General features: G+C 73.1%; 14 protein-coding genes. All 14 read right to left on the bottom strand.

Annotated elements, in window-relative coordinates; translation table 11 throughout:
• Positions 1-8: 8 nt before the first annotated feature.
• Positions 9-2462 (bottom strand): GTPase-associated protein 1-related protein, encoded by a 2454-nt coding sequence (locus tag ACWDSL_RS10020; RefSeq protein WP_450483557.1) that lies wholly within the window; start codon positions 2460-2462, stop codon positions 9-11.
• Positions 2459-3649 carry a TRAFAC clade GTPase domain-containing protein gene (locus ACWDSL_RS10025; RefSeq protein WP_450483559.1) on the bottom strand — a complete coding sequence of 397 codons (1191 nt, stop codon included), beginning with the start codon at positions 3647-3649 and terminating at the stop codon, positions 2459-2461. The genes ACWDSL_RS10020 and ACWDSL_RS10025 overlap by 4 nt, the downstream gene beginning before the upstream one ends.
• Positions 3650-5308, bottom strand: coding sequence for an Hsp70 family protein (locus tag ACWDSL_RS10030; RefSeq protein ID WP_450483561.1), 1659 nt, complete (start codon positions 5306-5308; stop codon positions 3650-3652). It lies immediately after the preceding gene.
• Positions 5309-5312: 4 nt separating this feature from the next.
• Positions 5313-7313 carry an AAA family ATPase gene (locus tag ACWDSL_RS10035; protein ID WP_450483563.1) on the bottom strand — a complete coding sequence of 667 codons (2001 nt, stop codon included), beginning with the start codon at positions 7311-7313 and terminating at the stop codon, positions 5313-5315.
• On the bottom strand, positions 7310-8776 hold the full coding sequence (locus ACWDSL_RS10040; RefSeq protein WP_450483564.1) for a hypothetical protein: 1467 nt from the start codon (positions 8774-8776) through the stop codon (positions 7310-7312). Before ACWDSL_RS10040 ends, ACWDSL_RS10035 begins: the two co-directional genes overlap by 4 nt.
• On the bottom strand, positions 8773-9417 hold the full coding sequence (locus tag ACWDSL_RS10045) for a 4Fe-4S single cluster domain-containing protein (protein ID WP_450483565.1): 645 nt from the start codon (positions 9415-9417) through the stop codon (positions 8773-8775). Before ACWDSL_RS10045 ends, ACWDSL_RS10040 begins: the two co-directional genes overlap by 4 nt.
• Positions 9414-10466, bottom strand: a complete 1053-nt coding sequence (locus tag ACWDSL_RS10050) for a protein kinase domain-containing protein (protein WP_450483567.1) — start codon at positions 10464-10466, stop codon at positions 9414-9416. Before ACWDSL_RS10050 ends, ACWDSL_RS10045 begins: the two co-directional genes overlap by 4 nt.
• The gene (locus ACWDSL_RS10055) at positions 10457-11311 is read right to left on the bottom strand and encodes a protein phosphatase 2C domain-containing protein (RefSeq protein ID WP_450483569.1); all 855 of its coding nucleotides are present in this window, start codon (positions 11309-11311) and stop codon (positions 10457-10459) included. Before ACWDSL_RS10055 ends, ACWDSL_RS10050 begins: the two co-directional genes overlap by 10 nt.
• On the bottom strand, positions 11308-12078 hold the full coding sequence (locus ACWDSL_RS10060; protein WP_450483571.1) for a vWA domain-containing protein: 771 nt from the start codon (positions 12076-12078) through the stop codon (positions 11308-11310). Before ACWDSL_RS10060 ends, ACWDSL_RS10055 begins: the two co-directional genes overlap by 4 nt.
• A complete protein-coding gene (locus tag ACWDSL_RS10065; protein WP_450483573.1) occupies positions 12075-12314 on the bottom strand; it encodes a hypothetical protein in 240 nt (79 codons plus the stop codon). Before ACWDSL_RS10065 ends, ACWDSL_RS10060 begins: the two co-directional genes overlap by 4 nt.
• A gap of 181 nt (positions 12315-12495) precedes the next feature.
• Positions 12496-13608, bottom strand: a complete 1113-nt coding sequence (locus ACWDSL_RS10070) for a macro domain-containing protein (protein WP_450483575.1) — start codon at positions 13606-13608, stop codon at positions 12496-12498.
• Positions 13609-13682: 74 nt separating this feature from the next.
• A complete protein-coding gene (locus ACWDSL_RS10075) occupies positions 13683-14360 on the bottom strand; it encodes an RES family NAD+ phosphorylase (protein WP_450483577.1) in 678 nt (225 codons plus the stop codon).
• On the bottom strand, positions 14360-15064 hold the full coding sequence (locus tag ACWDSL_RS10080; protein ID WP_450483579.1) for a hypothetical protein: 705 nt from the start codon (positions 15062-15064) through the stop codon (positions 14360-14362). Before ACWDSL_RS10080 ends, ACWDSL_RS10075 begins: the two co-directional genes overlap by 1 nt.
• The gene (locus ACWDSL_RS10085) at positions 15061-18462 is read right to left on the bottom strand and encodes a CHAT domain-containing protein (RefSeq protein WP_450483581.1); all 3402 of its coding nucleotides are present in this window, start codon (positions 18460-18462) and stop codon (positions 15061-15063) included. The genes ACWDSL_RS10080 and ACWDSL_RS10085 overlap by 4 nt, the downstream gene beginning before the upstream one ends.
• Between the last annotated feature and the right edge of the window lie 33 nt (positions 18463-18495).

Below are 18495 nucleotides of genomic sequence, written 5' to 3' on the forward strand. Positions count from 1 at the left end.
CTTCAGGCTCACCCCCCTTCCGGTCGAGGGCCGTCCGAGGGCCGCCGATGGGTGAGCTTGCGGCTCCACTTCTTCACGCGGCCCAGACGGTCTTCGGCGTACTGCTGATAGTCGTCGGCGAGCCGCGTGTTGTAGGGGCGGAGCGCGCGGGACAGGCGGTCCAGGTCCTCGGAACGCCAAAAGCGGGCGGTGTGCTGGCGCAGCGCACGGACGATCTCCACATGTGCCAGCGTCAGGGCGACCCGTTCGTAGTTGATCGCGATCACCCCGGTGACCTGGCTGAACAGCACCTCGTCGACACGGTCCGAGGTCGCCGCGGCCCCGTAGACGCTGCGCAGATAGCCGTCGGCGAGGGAGAAACCGAAGTCCCCGATCTCGGTGCGCAGCCGGGCCGGGTCGGCGGGCAGCCGGAGCATGGCGGGAAGCAGCCGGTAGTACTTCAGGGCGCGGGGGGCCGCCCAGGCACCGATCTGCGGGATCCGGAACGCGCGGGCGAGCGCCGTGGCCTCGGTGGTCTCGCGCAGGGCCGTGTCCAGCTGGAGGGTGGTCCGTACGCACTCCCGGGTGACCGGCCGCAGCCAGGCATCGCGTCCGGGCGCGGTGAGTGTGTCGCACAGCACCAGGCAGGCCCGTAACCCCTCCTCGTCCCGGACCTCCTGTTTCACCGCGCGGTCGAACCACTCGCCGACCGCCTCGTCCACCGGATGGCCCGCCCCTTGGCCCGACGGCAGCCGGCGGGCGATCGCGGTCGCTTCCTCGTACGTCCAGGCGGGCGACGGCTGCCGCCACAGCCCCCGCAGCAGCTCCGCGTCCGGGGAGACCTGGCCGCGCACCTCCAGGATCCTGAACAGCAGGTCGACCGTGTGGGTGGGCCGGCGCTCGGCCTGCGCCAGCCAGTAGTGCTCAAGGAGCCCGGGCCGCTCACCGAGGTCCCGCTCGCTCAGCAACGTGGCCGGGAACTGGGCGAACAGCTGCTCCTGACCGCCCCGCTCGTCCAGCACCTCCTGCGCCGCCGTCGCCAGCCCGGCTCTGAACTCCGGGAGGGTGTGGACGAGGTGGACGACCTCCTCCCGGAGGCCGGGGCCCGCACCGGAGGCGCCGAGCAGGGCGCGGGCCAGGTCCAGGCTCTGGGCCATGAGCAGCTTCGGCGGCGGGGCGAGCCGAGCCCCCGCCGCCCACAGCAGCAGCCGTACCTGCTGGCGGCTGTTGGCGGCTTCGCCGAGCATCCGCTGCCACAGGGCGGTGGCCCGCTCCCGCTCGGCGGGGCGCGTGATCGGCACCGGTCCTGCCGCGTTCTCCACACCGGTCACATAGGCGCGGATCCGGGACTGGTGGAGCTTGCCCTCCAGCTCATGGTGGAGCGCCGTGTCACCGCCCCTCTCGGCGGCCACGCTCAACACCGCGAGCTGATCGTCGTCCAGGTCCCGGTGGGCGTGGTGGATGTCCGCCGCCACCGCCGCCCGGCGCGGCCCGAGATGACCGGCCCTGGGCAGCCAGTCGATCACCGCGCGGAGGTCGGCGTCGGTCAGCTCCGTGCCGCCCGCCGCCGCGGCCGCCGCCACCGGGGCGTGCCAGTCGCCCAGCGCCCGCTCCTGGCCGTGCGTGTACTCGGCCGTCCACGACCACACCGAGCGGATCGCCCCGACCCCGATCCGGGTGAGCAGCCGTACCAGATGGTGGGTGGGCACCACCTCGGGGAAGCGGCCCGCGGAGAAGTCGAAGACGGCGTACGACTCCTCGTCGTCGGGGCCGAAGTCGGGCTGCGCGCCGGGCACCGTGCCGATCAGGTGCAGTCGGCTGCGGGTGGGGCGGAAGAGGTAGGTGGCGAAGGAGAGGGTGCGGGCCAGCGGGGGTGGCAGAAGGTAGGAGACGGTCGCGAACCAGTGGGCGATCCGGTCCGTCGTATCGTCGATCACCACAACCGAGCCGTCCTCCGCGAGCGCCGCGAACACCGCAGCCAGCAGGGCCGGCAGCTGCTCGGCGTGCGGGTGCGCGCGGACGAAGGCGCGCGCCGAGCGGGGGGACAGCGGGCCGCGTGGCAGGGGCGCGGGCAGCTCCGGAAGCTCGGTCGTATCAGCGACGCGTACGGTCCACACCGGGGAGTCCCACAGCTCGATCGCGAGCAGCCCACCACTGTCCGGCGTGAACTCGCCCTCGGTGTACAGGGCGTGGGCGAAATAGTTGCCGAAGCGGCGTGCCGAGTCCCGGCCGACGTACCGCACGCACAGCGTGGTGGCGCCGCCCTGCGGGTCCGGGATGTGGCAGAGGTTCACCGGGCAGCGGGCCAGCAGCTCGGGGGTGTCCGACTCGACCAGCGAGCGCGGTGGTTCGTACCCGGCAAGGCCCTCCACCCGGAGCCGGGTCTCGGCCGAGACCTGCTCGCTGACCGCGTTGAACTGGAAGCCCGCGGAATGGCTGAGCCCGTGCTCGCAGGAGGTGTAGTAGAGCTGCTGGAAGCTCATCGTCCGCGGCCCGCCTTCGGCACCGACCCGAACTCGCTCAGCAGCCACAGCAGCGGATCCGCGACCCGGTAGGGCTGGATTCCGGTGTCGGCGACCCGGGCCTCGGGGGTGGCGCTGCGGCCCAGTGCGGAGACGCCGAAGTAGCGGTAGCGGGCGAAGGTGTTCTCCAGGGACTGGTCGATGGGCACCCCGTCCCACTCCCTGAGCAGCTGACGAACCTCCTCGTGGACGCTGAGGCTGTCGCCGACGTCGAAGCGGCCGAGCGCGGGTGCGTGCGACCGCAGCGGGCTGCCGTTCTCCATCAGATGCCAGAAGGCGTCCATCTTGGAGAAGACCACCGCGATCGGGGTGTCGACCTTCGCCGCCTTACCGCCCTGCGCGGCCAGCAGCATGCTGCTCACCCGGCTCAGCACGTTGATCGGCGGGTCGATGCCGTCCTCGCCCGGCAGCGCCGTACCGGGCGCCGCGCTGTCCCGGGCGCCCGGCATCTGCAGTGGGTCGAGCAGCAGGATGATGCCGTCCGCGTTGGTCAGATACCGGGTGTTCAGCTCCACGCTCTCCCGGCTGTTGAAGTCCTCGCCCGCCGTGTCGAAGAACGACAGCACGCTGTGCTGCGGCCGCTCCCCGAACAGCCCCTTGCGGCGCAGCCCGAACCTGAACACCAGCGGTTCCACCCGGTTGGCGTTGGTCGTCGCGGTCTGCGTGGGCGGGAACATCTGCCGGTCGCGGTAGAGCCGGTCCTCGTACTCCGAGCTGTAACGGCGCATGGTGGTGTCGTCCAGGCCCATCAGCGAAGCGCCGAAGGCCTCGCCGATCTTGTTGCGCATCTCGTGCAGCAGCACGGTCATGTAGATGGTCTTGCCGGAGGATCGCGCGCCCACCATCGCGATCAGCCGGTTCTCCACCATCCCGAACTGCACCGGCAGTTCGACATGGCAGACCGGGCAGATGCGGTACGTCGTCTCGCCGTCGCAGTCCGGGCACACCGCCGTCGACTTGCGGCCGTCGGCGGCGAAGTCCGGGCCCACGTCGTGGCTGGGGCGCCTGCCGAAGCGTTCGTCGAGTACCGGGTCGCGGCGGCGCTGGCACTGCTTGCGGGTGCGGCTGAGCCGGCTGTTGCAGCGGAAGCGGATCTCGCTCGGGGCGAAGGTCTCGTAGCAGTAGGGGCACGTGAGTCGTTTGGCCATTCAGGTCACTCGCAGCCGGTGCAGCGCCGTGGGGCGGATGTCGATGTTGCGGTCTTGTTCTGAGTCGGGGCCGGAGTCGGGGCCGTCCACCGGGAAGCAGACGAGCCAGGAGGGGCCTTTGGTGCTGGGGAGGGGGAACTCCACGATGAGGGGGGCGCCGGCGGGGAGGCGCTGGGCGGGGACCTCGTGGAGGACGGTGCCCTCGGCCGTGCTGGTGGGGCGGTAGCGGCCGAGGCCGTGGACGATCCGCAGGGCGGGGAGGTCGCAGCCGGTCCGGGCGGTGAAGGTGACGGTCGCGACGCGGGCGCCGGTGAGGCGGCGGCGCAGGGAGGGTTCGTACTCGACGATGGGGGGCTCCGCCGGGATGCGCAGGGAGGCGGCGCCCTCGGTGTCGACGGCAGGATCGGGGACCAGGGCCTCGACGGTGAGCGTGACCGCGCCTCGGCCGACGGGGAGGTCCAGGCCGCCGTCGTGTTCGTAGACCCGGCGCTGACAGCGGATGTCGCCGTCGCGGGGGCCGTCGCCGGCCGTGGTTACGTCCTCGCGGCGCCAGCGGACGCGAGCGGTGAGGGCGGAGTCGGGCCAGGCCCAGAGGACGAGGAGGTGGTCGTCTCGGCGGATGGCCTGGAGTTGGGTGACCGGGACGGAGCGGAGGGTGGAGGCCGGTTCTGTTCGCGGCGTTTCGGGTTCGGGCGCTGGTTCTGGTGCTGCTTCTGGTTCGGGCGCTGGTGCTGGTGCTGGTGCTGGTGCAGGTTCTGGTTCGGGTGCTGCTTCGGGTTCGGGTGTGGGGTTGGGTGGGGTGGTCGCGGTGGGTGGTTCACTGTGGGGCGGTGAGGGTCGCTCGCGCCCACGCGGCGGATCCGGCACGGCCCCCGGCCCCTTGGGGGCGTTGTCGGGTGGGGCGTTCTGCGGTTCGGGATCCGCCACGGGAGTGGGCCAGGGTTGCGGTTCCGGGTCCTCCAAAGGCGGGGGAAAGTGGGTCCTCGCCGGTGCCGGGCCGGTGGCTATGCGGAGAAGGCCGAAGTCCTCCAGGAGCAGGAGGCCGCGTACGACGGCCAATTCGGGGTCCCGGCAGCGCATCGTCAGGCCCTGGGCATCGGCGAGGTTTTCGATGTCCGTGCGGTGGGCGGGCGTTGCGTACAGCTCGCCGGAGAGGAGTACGGCGTCCGGGGCCGCCTCGGTCAGCTCCTGGGCTATCGCCGTGAGGGCGTGGTCGTCGGCCAGCGGGGCGGTGCGCGTGGTGACCATGCGTACCGTCAGATCCGGGGTGATGGCGAGGACCGTCAGGTCCACTGTGGTCGCGGCCTGGTCGACCACCAGCACCGTGCGGTGTACGCCCTCGTCGATCGCGCTGTAGTGCAGGGCCACCGCGACCGGTTCCGGGACGATTCTGTTGACGCGGAGGCCGGCGTCCTCGGCGGCGCGGCGGAGGTCGGCCTCGGCCTCGCGGCCGGCGGCGCCCGGCAGGCCGAGCACCGCCTCCTCCCCCGTGGCCACCGCCCCCTCGCCCGTGACGTCGGCAAGGAGCATGGTCAGTGCGGTGGCGGGGTCGGCGACTCCGTCCGTTCCGGCCAGGTCCGTCGCCGTTACGGTCGGGCGGCCTTCCGGGTCGAGTCGGCCGATGCGGGCGATGCGGTGGCCGATGGCGATGCCGAGCATGTGTTCAGCCGTTCCCTTCCTCGATCCTGACCCACGGTGTGCCGTCGTCGTCGATGCCGAGCCGGATCCGGCTGCCCGAGGTCGGGCGGTGTGCCAGGAAGTGGGTGACCACGGCCGCCCGCAGTCGCTCCAGTTCGTTGCGGATCTGCCGGCCGCCGTACGCCTGGTGCTCCGGGTCGCTCATCCGCTCGGTGATCCAGGGGTGCAGGGTGTCCGTATCGGGGACCAGCTCGGCCTGGTGGCGTTCGCGGACGGACTCGGTGAGCTGGCCGAGCAGCCGGTCGGCGATCTTCACGATGTGCGCGCGGCGCAGCATGTCGAAGACGACCACGCCCGGCTTGAGCCGACCGTAGATCTCCGGCCGGCCTATGGCCCGGAACTTTTCCTCCACGGCCCGGGTGAAGTGTGCCTCCAGGGCGGAGTACGGCACTTCTTCGTCACCTTCGGACAGCAGATCCTGGACCGCCTCGGCGCCCGTGTTGGAGGTGAAGATGATCAGGCACTGGGAGAAGTACGCGGTCTGGCCCCGGCCGTCGGTGAGGCGGCCGTCCTCCAGGATCTGGAGGAACTTGTCCAGCACCCGGGGGTGCGCCTTCTCGATCTCGTCGAAGAGCAGGACGCTGAACGGCCGTTCCTGGACCCGGCGGGTCAGCTCGCCGCCCTGCTCGTGGCCGATGAAGCCGGGCGGCGCGCCCGCGAGCCGTTCGGCCGCGTGTTCCTGCTGGTACTCGCTCATGTCGAAGCGGGCGTACGCGCTCTGGTCGCCGAACATCAACTCGGCGACGGCCTTGGCGAGTTCGGTTTTGCCGACGCCGGTCGGGCCGACGAAGAAGAACGCGCCCCGGGGGCGGGCGGTGCCGGAGCCGCCGAAGTCGATGCCCACGAAGGCCGCCTGGAGCGCGGCGGCCACCGCGTCGACGGCCTTGGCCTGGCCGACCACTCGGGTGCCCAGTACGTCGGCCGCGCGGGCGACGGTCTCCCGGTCCAGCTGGGTCCACGGGTCGACGCTCACGTTGAGCCGATGCAGTTCCAGAAGCTTGTCCGGTTTCTGCAGGGGCGCGTCGCGCAGCCACGAGGTCCGGGCGAGCGCTTCGATGTCCCAACCGGACATGCCGTCGGTCGCGCCGACCAGGGCCTCGATGTCGTGGCGGGCGGCGGTCGGAGCGCCGTTGAAGTCGCCGCGCAGCCAGGTCAGCCACAGGCGGCGCTCGCTCGGGTCCGGTGGGCCGATGTGCAGGGTGGCGATCCGGGGGTCCTCCAGATGGAACCACCCGGGCAGCCGGCCGACGTCGCCCACCGCGCACAGGACGGCGTTACGGGCGTGCGGGCGGCGGCCCGCCAGGGTCTGGCGGGGCGTCACGGCGTCCGTCATCGCGGCGCGCAGCCGGAGGTAGCCGGGGTTCGATTCCGGCTGGCCGGGCGGGAGGTGGTGGTCGACGTCCTGGAAGACGAAGGCCGTGGCCGCGTCGGGGGAGGCGGCGATTCGGTGCACGGTGGCGAGGACGTCGTCGAAGGCGCGCGGGGGGCCGGCCCGGCGAGGGGAGAGCAGGCTCGACCGGTCCCGCTCGCGTTCGCCGCCGCGCCGGCTGCGCGGGTTGTCCTGCTGCCCTGCGTCTCCTTGTCGGTCGCCTGTCTGCCGGTCGCCTGCTTGTCCGTCGCCCGCGGGGGTGTCCCGGCCGCCGTTCCTGGTGGCCGTGTGCGGCCGGCCCGCCTCCAGCTGGGCGAAGCGCTCCGCGTGTCCCGGCAGCGGGAAGGTGAGCCCGGCCACCGGGTCCCACCAGCCCACCACATCGGCGCCGCGCACTTCCAGCACCCCGGCGACCAGCTCCCGGAAGGTGGCGGGCCGGTCCTCGAACCACCAGCGGTCCCGGATCTGCCCGTTGAGGATCACCTGGCGGCCGCGCCGCAGCTCCCAGCCGAGCGACACCGCCCACAGGGGCATCATGCCGTCGGCGGTGACGGGCCCCGTACCGTCCTCGTCCTTGGTGAAGTCGACCGTGCTCACGGGGTCGTCCACCGCCAGGAGATGCCGCCGGGCAGCGGTTTGCCGCGCTGGTCCGGCGGCGGCTTGCCGTCCCAGGTCAGCTCGCCCGGTACGAAGCCGTCGTCGCCACCCAGCGCCTCGTGCACCCGCTCAAGCAGCGCCTCGGTGGTGTCGCACACCGCCTCGTCCTGTGGGGCGTACAGCTTCACGTCCGGCTCGCCGTCCACGTGGTAGACGAGGACGGGGGTGCCGTCGTCCTCGGTGGCGACCGTGGTCTCGTACGTCGCCCCGGTCGGCCGCGTGAAGTGCAGCCGGAAGGAGCCCCCCTGGTCCTCACCGCCCTCGAAGGCGAACCCCTCGCCGGTCATGGCGTCCCGCAGCGCCTCCACCAGGTCCCGGCGCCGCTGGTAGGCCAGCTCCAGCTCGTCCAGCCGGTTCTCGGCGTCGGGGAGCCGGCCTTCCAGCTCGGCGACCGCCTCCAGGGCCTCGGTCGCCGACCGCGCGGTCAGCGCCTCGGTGACGGCGCGCAGAGCGTCCCCGATCTCGTCGGCGAGGCCGGGGTCGCCGAGTTCGGCGGCGGTGTCCAGCACGCCCTCGGCCGCCGGGCGTACGGCGTCGAACCGCTCGGCGGCCTCCGCGAGGGCCAGCTCCAGGGCCGCCTCCGCCGCCTCGACGCGCTCGCGCTCCGCGGCCTCGGCCGCCTCGACGCGCTCGCGCCGCGCCGTCTCGGCCGCCTCGCGCTCCTGTTCCGCGCGGGCCTGCCGCACGGTGGCCTCCCGCGCATCCGAGACCGTCGCCGCATGCCGGGCAAGGGCGTGTTCGACCGTGCCGAGCAGCGCTTCGAAGCGGACCTGCCGCCCCGGGCCGGCAGCCGCGCGCAGCTGGTCGAGCAGGTCGGTGCAGCGCCGATGGCCGTCCGCGTCGAGGGCGGCGCCGTCCGGGCGGGTGGCAGAGAGTCGGCGCTCCAGGCCGGCCAGGACGGCGGCGCTGTCATCCGTACGGTCCCCGGCCGCGGCCGGGCGCAGGTTCACGACCCGGCCGCGCAGTTCCTCCACCGCGTCCCCGAGCTGTTCCCCACGGGCGGCCCGCCCCCGCAGCCCGGCCAACTGCCGCTCCAGGGAACCGGTCTCGGCCCGGGCCCCGGACCGCTGGGCCTCGGCGATCAGCTCCCGCACCTCCTCGAGACCGCGCTCGTCGGCCCGGGACTGCTCCGCCCGCGCCTGGGCCAGCCGAGCGTCGCGCTCGGCTGTCCGGCGAGCCGCCACCTCGGCTTCCTTACGGGCGACTTCGGCCCGGCGCCGCTCCGCCTCGGCGCGGGCGCGCTCCCGGCGGGCGGCCGCCTCCTGGACCAGCCGGGCCCGCTCGGCGGCCCGCCTGCGTTCCCTGGCCAGTCGCTGCTCGGCCCGGCGGCGGCGCTCCGCCGCCTCCCGCTGGGCGTACACCGCGCCGACGCGCACGCTGCTGTACTTGGGTGATCCGCTCATCGTTCCCTCCGTGCCTCGGTGTGCAGCACGAACCCCCGCGCCGCGAGCTGCTTCTCAAGCCCTTCCCGGAATCCGGGGGTCGGCGGAACCCCGGCCCAGGAGAGCGATCCGTCGGCGTCCACCGACAGTTCGATCCCGGCGGTCATGTCCGGCTCGGCCAGGGCCCGTGTGTAGCGGTCGGTGAGCGGGATCAGCCGCTGGTTCTCCGAGCCGCGCCAGCGCAGGCTGCCGTGGAGCGGCGCCCGGTACGGCCCGTCGACCAGCAGGTCCAGCCGTTCCAGCAGGGCGAGCCGGTCCGGGGCGCCGCGCCGCAGTGCCTCGTGGCGGAAGCCGGAGTACGCCATGGCGCCGAAGTCCGGGCGCCGCTCCCGTACCGCGTCGAGCAGTTCGGCCAGCGCCCCGGCCTGGCTGAACGGCTCACCACCGGAGAATGTGACGCCCTCGATGCCGTCCAACCGGCACAGCCAGTCGGCGAGTTCGGCGACCGAGCGGCTGGTGCCGCCCTCGAAGGGCAGGGTCTCCGCGGCGACACAGCCCTGGCAGCGCAGCGGACAGCCCTGTACCCAGATCACCGCACGGGTGCCGGGGCCGAGGACCGTGCAGCGGTCCAGCGTCCGGGCGACGGAGAGGTGGGTCGTCATGCTTCCTCCTGCGATCGGCCGGGGTAGCTGTCGGCGCCGCGCTCGGCCTGGTCGCACCACGGGCACCACGGCCGTTCCACGGTGTGGAGATGGCGGGCGTTCACCGTGCACGCCTTCAACCGGCCGGGGGCCGGCTCGGCCGCGAGCGCCCGGGCCCATTCGGCCGCCGTCGGGCGTCGGCGCGCGGGTCCGAACGCCGCCCGGAACAGCTCCGCGAGCCGTCTCGGCAGCAGATCGGCGGGTGGCACGGAGCGGGGCAGCAGTACCGACGTACGGTCGACGATCCGGCAGCGGCCGTGCGCCACGTTGTCGTCGTACGACAGATAGTCGCCGCCGTCCGCCGGGTGCCCGGCGAAGGGGTGCAGGCCGGCCATGAGGAGCTGGTGGACCAGGACTGCGAGGGCGAATTCGTCGGACGCGGTGTCCGGTGGCGTACCGGCCGGGGCGCCGATCCGCTCGGGGGCGGTGTAGCCGGGGGTGCGCATCCGGCCCGCGAAGACCTCGCGGCCGTCCGTGAACTGCCAGGAGTCGACGTCCGCCATACCGACCCGGCCGGTCTCGTCGACCCAGAGGTTGTCGGGCTTGAGGTCGCCCACCACATAGCCTTCGGCGTGCAGTTCGCCCAGCAGCCGGGCGAGGGCGAGGGCGGCGTGGAGGGCGGTCGCCCAGGTCGCCCGGGGCAGGAAGGCCGTGCGGGTGGAGACGGTGAGGAGGTGGCTGAACGGCTGGTAGGCGTGGCGCATATCGGTCATCACATAGCCGTCGACGCGGTCGGAGCCGGTGCCGCCGCCCGTGCGTACCGGGACCAGTGGCCAGGCCAGCCGGACGGGTGTGCCGGAGAGCAGGCCGACGGTGCGGGGTTCGCGGCGCTGGCGCACCAGGCGGGCCACGCGGCGCCGGTAGGCCTCGGGGTCGGGCGGGTCCGGGACGAGTTTCGCGACGAGGGGGCGGCCGTCGTCGACGCCGTACACGAACCCTTCCGCGCCGCTGCCGATCTGCTCGGTGAGCCGCCATGTGTGTCCACTGCCGGACACCACTGTCAGTCCCACGGTCGCCCCCCTTCGACGAGAGCGCACAGGACGGTCAGATCGTCACCGGTCCGGCCGGCCTCCGGCCCGGAGAGCCGATGCCGAAGGGGCTCGGCGTCTCCGTGGTTCTGGCGGAGCGTGGCGGCGAGGCCGAGGAAGAAGCGCTCGGCCGGTAAGGGGCCCGCTTCTGGGCCGAGTTGGCGGACGGAGGGGTGGTCGAGGGTGAGGGCGGCGCAGCCGTCGGTGGCCAGGACCACTCCGCCGAGTTCCGGCTCCCAGGCGACGAAGGTGCGGATACGGAGGGCCGCACCGGGCGAGGAGAGGAAGACGGGTGAACCGGTGGGCGGCGGGAGGACCAGGTGGCAGCGGTCGTCGCGGGTCAGCAGGGTACCGAAGCCGTCGCCGATCGAGACGAAGGCCACCCAGGGCGGGGCCACGACCGCCGCGGTGAGGGTGGCCGCCAGGGCGCCGGGGTCTGCTGAACCGGGCTCTGCTGCGCCGGAGTCCGCTGAACCAGGCTCCGTACCCAACACTCCCGGCTCCGTGCCCAACACTCCCGGCTCCGTACCCAACACCCCTGACACCGCCCGCAGATACTCCTCGACCACCCTCTGTCCGCGCCCCGCGATCCACCGGGTCCACGCCTCCGGCGTCTCCCCCGCGTCCGGGATGTCCTCCGTCAGCAGGCGGCAGGCCGCGTCGACCGCTATATGGGCGCCCAGGGCGCTGCGGTCACGGCTGCTCGCGCCGTCGGACACCGCCAGGACGGCCGTATCGCCCAGGTCGATCGCCTTGAACGCGTCCTGGCAGCCCTGCCCGGCGGCGAGATGAGCGGTGCCCTGGACGGAGGCGCCCGCGACGATCACCGGAGGTCCCTCTCCAGCCTCTCCATGCGCGCGAGCCGGGCGGCGCGGTCGTCGAAGTCCTGGTGGATGAGATCCGCGGCCTGGTCCGGGCTGCTGTCGTCCGTGCTCTGGAAGAGCAGGTCGAGGATCCGGCCGAAGTCCAGGTTCTCCAACGGGGACGTGGCCTTCGGCGCCAGTACCCGGAGCATCGGCAGGTCGGCGCCGCGTACCCCGATCACCTGGAAGATCCACTCCCCTTGCTCCTCGCCCTGGCGCACCCGCCCCGCCGTACCCGCGAGGGCCGTCGCGTCCAGGGGGCGGCCCTGGGCGTCGCTCGGTGCGCCGTCCGTCAGGACCCACAGGAAGGGGCGCCGAACCGGCACCCGTTGCCGTTGCAGCGTGCGGTAGCGGGCGCGGGCCAGTTCGAGGGCCGTTTCCACGGCTTCCGTCAGCCGGGTCAGGCCCTCGGCGCGCAGCGTGGGCGGGTGCAGGCTGTCCACCGGGACGAAGAGCCGGTCGGTGTCGGCTTCCTCGACCGGGACCAGGCGGCCCGGGCCGGGGTCGTGGACACGCACCGCCGAGTCGAAGGTGATGAGGCAGACCTCCACCCGGGTGCGCAGCCGCTCCTGCCCGCGGACCCCGTCGAACCAGCGGGTCAGCGCGCCGTTCAGCTCGTCGATCCGCGGGTGCTCCTCGGGGCGGCCCATGGACGCGGAGGTGTCGAGGAGCAGGACGACGGGCTGCCGTTCCTCGAACCCGGCCCCGAACTCCATGCTGTGGACGCTCATACGACCACCGCCTCGGTGCCGTCAGCGGTCCCGTCGGCGGTCCCGTCGGCATGGGCCACCAGCCGTTGCCGTTCGGGATCGTGGCGCACGCTGACGGCCGTACCCGGCGGCAGGCCGGGCGGCTCGGGCACCATGCGCAGCAGGACACCGTCGACGAGTACGTACATATCCGGGGCGGGCCAGGTCACCGTGCGACCTGCGCAGCCGTGCGCCCACTCAACCATCCCCCTGGTCATACGGCCACGGTATGTGACGTCGGCACCCACATGCGTGATCCTTACGTGAATTGACACCGCGTCGAGATCAACGGCTTCGGTGGCTTCGGCAGCTTCGGCAGCTTCGGTGGCTTCGGTGGCGCGGGCCGCCCCGGTGGGAGGCTCCCCCGTGGCACCCCACCTGGGCGACCCGCCCTTCCAGTCAAGCGGATCGGCCGGGCGCCGACTGGTCGCGCCCCGGGCGGGTCCTGGCCGGGATGCGCTCCACCACGCGGGCCGCCTCGGGCGTGCGCACCACGAAGTGCACCTCCCATCGCGCCCCGCGCGCCAGTTCCGCCTCGACGGCGCTCCACACGGCAGCCGCGCTCACCCGGTACGGAAGCCCGCCGCGCCCCGAGCCGAGCAGCGGGAAGCACACCGAGCGCAGCGGCGGGGAGTGCCGGTCGCGCTCCTCGGCCAGCAGCGCGATCGCGCGCGAGGTGGCGCGGGTGACGTCGGCGGGCAGCACGTCGTAGTCGTTGGTGCCGGCCCGGGGTACGGCCACCGCCGCGTGGTAGATCCGCCGTACGCCGTACTCGGCCATGGCTCCCGAACCGGTCGCCGCCACCGTGCCCGGAACCACCGGACGCCCCGAAGCGCCGTGCCGCGCGGCCCAGGTGCGCAGCTCGTCGTGGACCGGGTCGTCCAGCAGGTCGCCGGTCACCCCGCGCACGGAGGCGGCCCGGCGCAACGAGGCGGAGACCGAGGACTTGTACGGCTCGGGCAGCGCGAAGTAGGTGTTGACCGGGGAGACCACCACATCCACGTCCCGCAGCAGGTCGACGGGGTGGATATGGAGGGTGAGGCGTACGGTCCGATCGCCCGCCAGGACGTCCACGAACCGGTGGGTGTCACCCTCCCAGTCGCCCTCGCCCGGCTCGTCGCCGCCGTCCTTCAGCAATTCCACCAGTTCCACGATGTGCTCGGCCACCTGCCCGAGCACCATCACCTCGTGGTGCTTGCGGAAGCGCTCCTCGCTCACCCGGTACACCTCGGCCGCGCGGGCCCGGCGGGAGGACGCCGGCCAGTCCCGGGTGCCCTGGGCCAGGCCCAGCGTGTACTCGGCGGCGGTCCGCAGCGTGCCCGCGTCAAGCCGCTCCACCGCGCGGCGGAGCAGCGCCTCCATGGCGACCTCGCGGGTGCGCGCGGTCGCCAAAGAAGCCGCGGCCGACTCCAGGGCGGGCAGCTCCCGACCGCGCAGCCTGAGCAGCCCCGCCCGCCGGACCTCCTGTAGTTCGCCGAGAATTGACGCATGGTCGAGAGACGGTGGTGCCATGCCGTCAACGATGGCACCACGTGTCACACGGGGACAAGCGAGCGTAGGTCAGGGTGCCGGGCAGGGTGTCGGGCTCAGCGGTGCAGCGGCTCCCTGATCGCCGAACGGAGGGTTTCCAGCAGTTGGTTGGCCTCCTTGATGCCGTCCGGTGAGCCGAGGTCGGGGATGCTGCGGTACGGGAGTGGATCGAGCGGCCCGCCCGCGCAGTCCGTGAGACGGTCCCCGAAGAGCACCAGGGCCCGCTGCGACGGGTTGCGCTTCGAACCCCAGATCATCCCCATGGCTTCGGGCGCCTGGGCCCTGATCTCCCGCGCCCAGCGGCGCGTGCGCTCGTAGTGCTCCGCTCCCTCGTTCTCCAGCAGCCGGTTGTCCTGGCAGACGGCGGCGAGGGCCGCTCCGGAACACAGCGAGACCAGTTTCAGCTCGCACCGGGTCCGCACCACGTTCAGCGACCTGCCCCGGACCTGGGCCCAGAGGATGAGCCGCATGCCGATCTCAAGGTCGTAGTCGACCGAGCGCAGCAAGGTCTCGGCGAGAGCGGTTTCCGCGTCCGTCGCCGCGTACAGACAGGGGTACGGGTCCTCCGGCGTGCCGTCGAAGCGGCCGGGAGCGTCGGCGTTCGGGTCGAACGGCTTGAACTCCCCGGCCGCGAAGCGGGACTTGTGCAACCGCCACAGCTGGGTACCGGCGGGCAGCACCTCCCAGTGCGGCCGGAAGCGGTACGCGGAGGGCGACACGGTCTCCTCGTGCATCAGTCCCCCTCCACCAACGCGACGGCCGCGCCCACCAGATCACGGTCCGGCCGGATGCCGAGCAGGGCTGCGGGCGGCACGCCGCCCAGCCACGCGTTGCCGCTCAGCCACCAGTCGGCGGCTCCCCACGGGTCCGCGTCGGCGAGCAACACCCGGTTGACCTCCAGGACGACCTCGTACGCCGCTCCGTCCCCGGGCCAGAACTGGAACTCCGGGTAGCGGTCGCCGAGGTCGGGGTCGGCCAACCGGATCAGCTCGGGTGGCGGCGCCGAGCCGCGGTACCGGCCGCGGACCTCGTCGGCCGAGAGGAGGGCGGGCGTGCGGAGCAGCCTGCGCTCGGCGGCGGCGATGATGGCCGCGGTGTCGGGGGGCTCGGCGGGCGATGCCAGGCCGGCCGTGAGCCGGGCCAGCAGTTCCTGCGTCCGCAGGACGACCGGGAGGCTGACGGGTGCCGTGGCGACGAGCCGGACGGAGTCCAGTGCCTCGCGGACCGGATGGTCGAACGGCAGCGGCAGCAGGCAGAGGCGTACGGCCTGGAAGGCCCGGCGTACGGCCCTGGAGTCGTCCGGCGGGGTGTCGGCGAGCGCGCGCAGCCGGGTGAGCAGGAGTTGGTACTGCTCACCGGTCAGCTGGGCGCGGATGCTGTCGAGGTGTTCGCCGATGAGGCCGAGCACCCTCGTCCCGCTGTCCTCACCCGGGGTCATACGGTCTCCTTTCCCTGGCCTGGGTGGCCTTGGTGGATGAACGCGGCCCAGAGGGCGGGCCGCTGGAGGTCGGGGCGGCGGATGTCGTGCCGTAACGTGTCGCTCAGACAGCCCGGGTCCTTCCGGTCCGGGTCGAGCATCCACAGCTGCGCGGCCCGCAGCGCGTCGACCGGACTGAGTCCGGCCCGCAGACCGTGGTGGAAGACCGCCATCAGCAGGATCGTCGCGCTGTCCTGGGCGGTCCACCGCGACCCCACGACATCACGTGCGCCGCCCGAGACGAACGCCGTGGTGAGGGTCAGGGCCTCGTCGTGGTCGCGGGTGCTCAGATCGGTCTGGCAGGCGCTCAGGACGATCAGCGGGCCGTCCGGCGCCGTCTGTTCGGCGGGCTGTGGCCGGTCGAGGAGCCGGGTCACGGTGAGCCGGCCGATCTCCTCGCCGGGGTCGGTGGGGGCGAGGTGCAGGGCCGACTCCGTCGGCCGTACCCCCGCCAGCCCGTGTGTGGCCAGATGGACCATCGAGTGGTTTTGGGCGAGCAGAGTCAGCAGCTGGTCGGGGGTGCCGGTCGGCACCGAGTCGGGCGGGAGGGTGCCGAAGTCGCCGTACAGCCGCGCCCCCGGATAGAAGGCGTTGCGCAGCTCCAGGACCTCCTGCTCGGCATACGTCAGCGTGATGCTCGGGTCGGTCACCATGGCCGGGGCCGCGATCGGATCGCGTGGTGCGCGTTTCACCGTACGCAGGAACTGGCTGCCGGAGGCCGCGTAGCTGATCACCAGGGCCTGGCAGAGATGGTCGTGCGGGGCGTCGGCGGGGAAGCGGGCCGCGTGCCAGGGGACGATCCCGAGGCGGCCGCAGGGGACCAGGACGACCCGGGGCGTACGGCGGTCGGCCGCGTCGCCCGGGAGGTGTTCCTCCAGCCCGGCGAGGACATGGACGAAGACCTCGTACGCCCAGCCGCACAGCTCGGCCAGGGCCTCCTCCCAGGCCGCTTCTGCCTGTTCGTCGACGATGTCCGGGTCCGGGGAGCGGGCGGCGGCCGCGTCCAGGTATCGCTCCAGAGGGGCGCTGCCCGCTTCCGACAGCATGGGCAGCGCGCCCACGCCGATGCCGATCTCGGGGCCTATGGCCAGCAACATGCCCGGGGCCTCACTGTCGCCCTCGCTGCCGGGGACCAGATAGATCAGCGCGTCCGCACCGGCCGCGCCCACGCCGTCCGCCAGCTCGCGCGGGGTGGGGGTGTCGAGCAGTCCGCCCCGCTCCCGGTAGCCCAGGGCTTCCAGGGCCTGCCGGCGCAGGGTGCTGGGGAGCTCGGCGGGCAGCTCCGTACTGTCGGCGGCGCCGGACCCCCGCCAGGCGGCGGCGAGTTCGGGATGGCCCCGCTCCTCCAGCAGGTCAGGTACGGCCCGGGAGGTGGCCGCCGACTGCAGCACCAGCGCCCTGCCCAGCTCCAGGGCGGCGACCGCGTCGGCCACCCTTCCGTGCGCGGCGGCCCACAAGGCGGCCCGTACGCCGAGCGAGGCCCCGTTGCGGGCGGTCGTCAGGCGGTGTTCGGCGCCGTGCTGGAGGAGGACGTCGGCGGCGAGGGCGGTCAGGGCCTCGTTCGCCGTGTCGGTGGCCGCGTCCGCGTCGGACTCGCTCTGCTCCCGGTGCCAGCGGGCGCGGTAGGACTCGGCGAGCGACCACAGGGACTCGGCCGCGACGCGCGGGGCCCGGCCTTGCCGGACGTGCTCGCGGAGCCGTTCCAGCGTGGTGATGGTTGCCTCGAGGTCCGCCGGGTCCTTGGTGAGGCCGTAGCGCATGCCGAGCCGGTTCGCGGCGGTGTGCAGCTGGTCGGCGGGGGCGTCCGGTGGCGGTACGTCCCGGTCCGGGATGATCGTCGTCGTGTCGTCGGTGAGGTACGAACGCAGGGTCGCGAGGTCGGGAACCAGGGCCTCCAGCTCCTCGTACCCGATCGGGAGGCTGCTGTTCCGCGCGGCGGTCCTGCCCTCCTCGAAGTCCGCGAGGCCGCGCAGCAGCAGATCCCTGTCCATGGTGTGCCGGCCGAGCATGAGGCGGGCCATGGCGCGGGCGATGAGGACTATGAAGCGGATGTCGTGGTCCTCGGGGACGGTGTCGGCCAGGGCCTCGGCCTTGGGCAGAAGGCCGCGGAGCCCCTGCACGTCCTCGGCCTGCGCGGCGGTACGGACGTCGGTGATCAGGCCCATCACGTCCGCCATGATCGCGAGGCTGTCGGCCATGGGGATCGAGGTTTCCGACTTGCGCCGCAGGTAGTCGGTGACCGTCTGGATATGCGCGAGACCGAGCGCCTGGTCCTGAAGAGTGCCGCCGGCGCCGTCGCTCACGTTGAGCAGCAGGGCCATCAGCCCGCCGAGAGCGTCCTTGTCCGCCATGCCGTCCGGCAGCCCGTCCAGTGCATCGCGCAACTGCCGGAGCTGCTGATTGAGGGCAGCGGGGTCGCCGCCGCCGACGTGGTTCACGAAGTCCACGGACGTGGTGTTGACGGCCTGCCACGCGGCGATGAGCCGGCGGATATCGTCGGGGGTACGGGGCATGGCCGGGGCGTCGGCACCGGCACCGGCACCGGCGGCGGCCTCGGCCGAGGGGTCCGGGGCGTCGGCGTCGGCCTTGTCGGAGGGGTCCCGGGTGACGCGCGTATCACCCGTGTTGTCCGAGCCGGTGCCAGGGGCCGTGCCGCTCTTCGGGCCCATGCCACCGGTCATCGTCGTCTGCCAGTTCGTCATCATCTGCCGCAGCTGATCGGCGCCCGGAAAACCGTTGTCGGGGATGAGACTCGTGAACAGGTCGGCGATCCCGTCGGCCGACGGACTGGCATAGAGGTCGCGCACCTGCCGCAGCTGCCCCAAGGTCTCCGGCGGCAGCGGAAGCTCGGCCGCGTCGGTCACCAACTCCTGCAGCTCGGCCGCGAAGGCGGCTATCCCGTTCGGCCCCTCCCGCATGATCATGTCGAACATGGCGGTCGCGTCAGGCTCCGGCGAGAGCCCGCCCAGCATCTCCTGCAGCGGCATCGCGTGCGTCAGCAGGAACAGCGCGGCCCACCGCCGGTCCTCGGTGGAGGCCGCGGCCCCGATACTCGTCGCCGGGTCCCGTACGTTCCGCAGCAGACCGTGCGCCCGCTCCCGGTCCTCGAGCATCCCGCCCCCGACGCCGTGGCGCAGGGTGAGGGCACCGCCGAGCCATAGGGTCACCGAGCTGCGCAGCTCCGGATCGTGGTCCAACAGGCGGGTGAGCGCGTCGAGTTCGGTGACCGAGTCGTCATGGGCGCGCGACGCCTTGGCGGCCGTGCCCGGCGTCGGCAGCAACGCCTTCGCCCGCCCGACGGCCTCGCCGGCCCAGGCCCGCAACGCCTGAACGCCACCGCTCTCCCCCTCGTCCCCCACCGGCACTCCTCCCGTCACGACCATGCCCGATCA

Source organism: Streptomyces sp. NPDC000941 (assembly GCF_053599555.1).

Bases quoted from the DNA above. Each gene is read 5' to 3' on its own strand.
- ACWDSL_RS10020 (WP_450483557.1), bottom strand. From the start codon at position 2,462: ATGAGCTTCCAGCAGCTCTACTACACCTCCTGCGAGCACGGGCTCAGC.
- ACWDSL_RS10025 (WP_450483559.1), bottom strand. From the start codon at position 3,649: ATGGCCAAACGACTCACGTGCCCCTACTGCTACGAGACCTTCGCCCCG.
- ACWDSL_RS10030 (WP_450483561.1), bottom strand. From the start codon at position 5,308: ATGCTCGGCATCGCCATCGGCCACCGCATCGCCCGCATCGGCCGACTC.
- ACWDSL_RS10040 (WP_450483564.1), bottom strand. From the start codon at position 8,776: ATGAGCGGATCACCCAAGTACAGCAGCGTGCGCGTCGGCGCGGTGTAC.
- ACWDSL_RS10045 (WP_450483565.1), bottom strand. From the start codon at position 9,417: ATGACGACCCACCTCTCCGTCGCCCGGACGCTGGACCGCTGCACGGTC.
- ACWDSL_RS10060 (WP_450483571.1), bottom strand. From the start codon at position 12,078: ATGAGCGTCCACAGCATGGAGTTCGGGGCCGGGTTCGAGGAACGGCAG.
- ACWDSL_RS10065 (WP_450483573.1), bottom strand. From the start codon at position 12,314: ATGACCAGGGGGATGGTTGAGTGGGCGCACGGCTGCGCAGGTCGCACG.
- ACWDSL_RS10070 (WP_450483575.1), bottom strand. From the start codon at position 13,608: ATGGCACCACCGTCTCTCGACCATGCGTCAATTCTCGGCGAACTACAG.
- ACWDSL_RS10075 (WP_450483577.1), bottom strand. From the start codon at position 14,360: ATGCACGAGGAGACCGTGTCGCCCTCCGCGTACCGCTTCCGGCCGCAC.
- ACWDSL_RS10080 (WP_450483579.1), bottom strand. From the start codon at position 15,064: ATGACCCCGGGTGAGGACAGCGGGACGAGGGTGCTCGGCCTCATCGGC.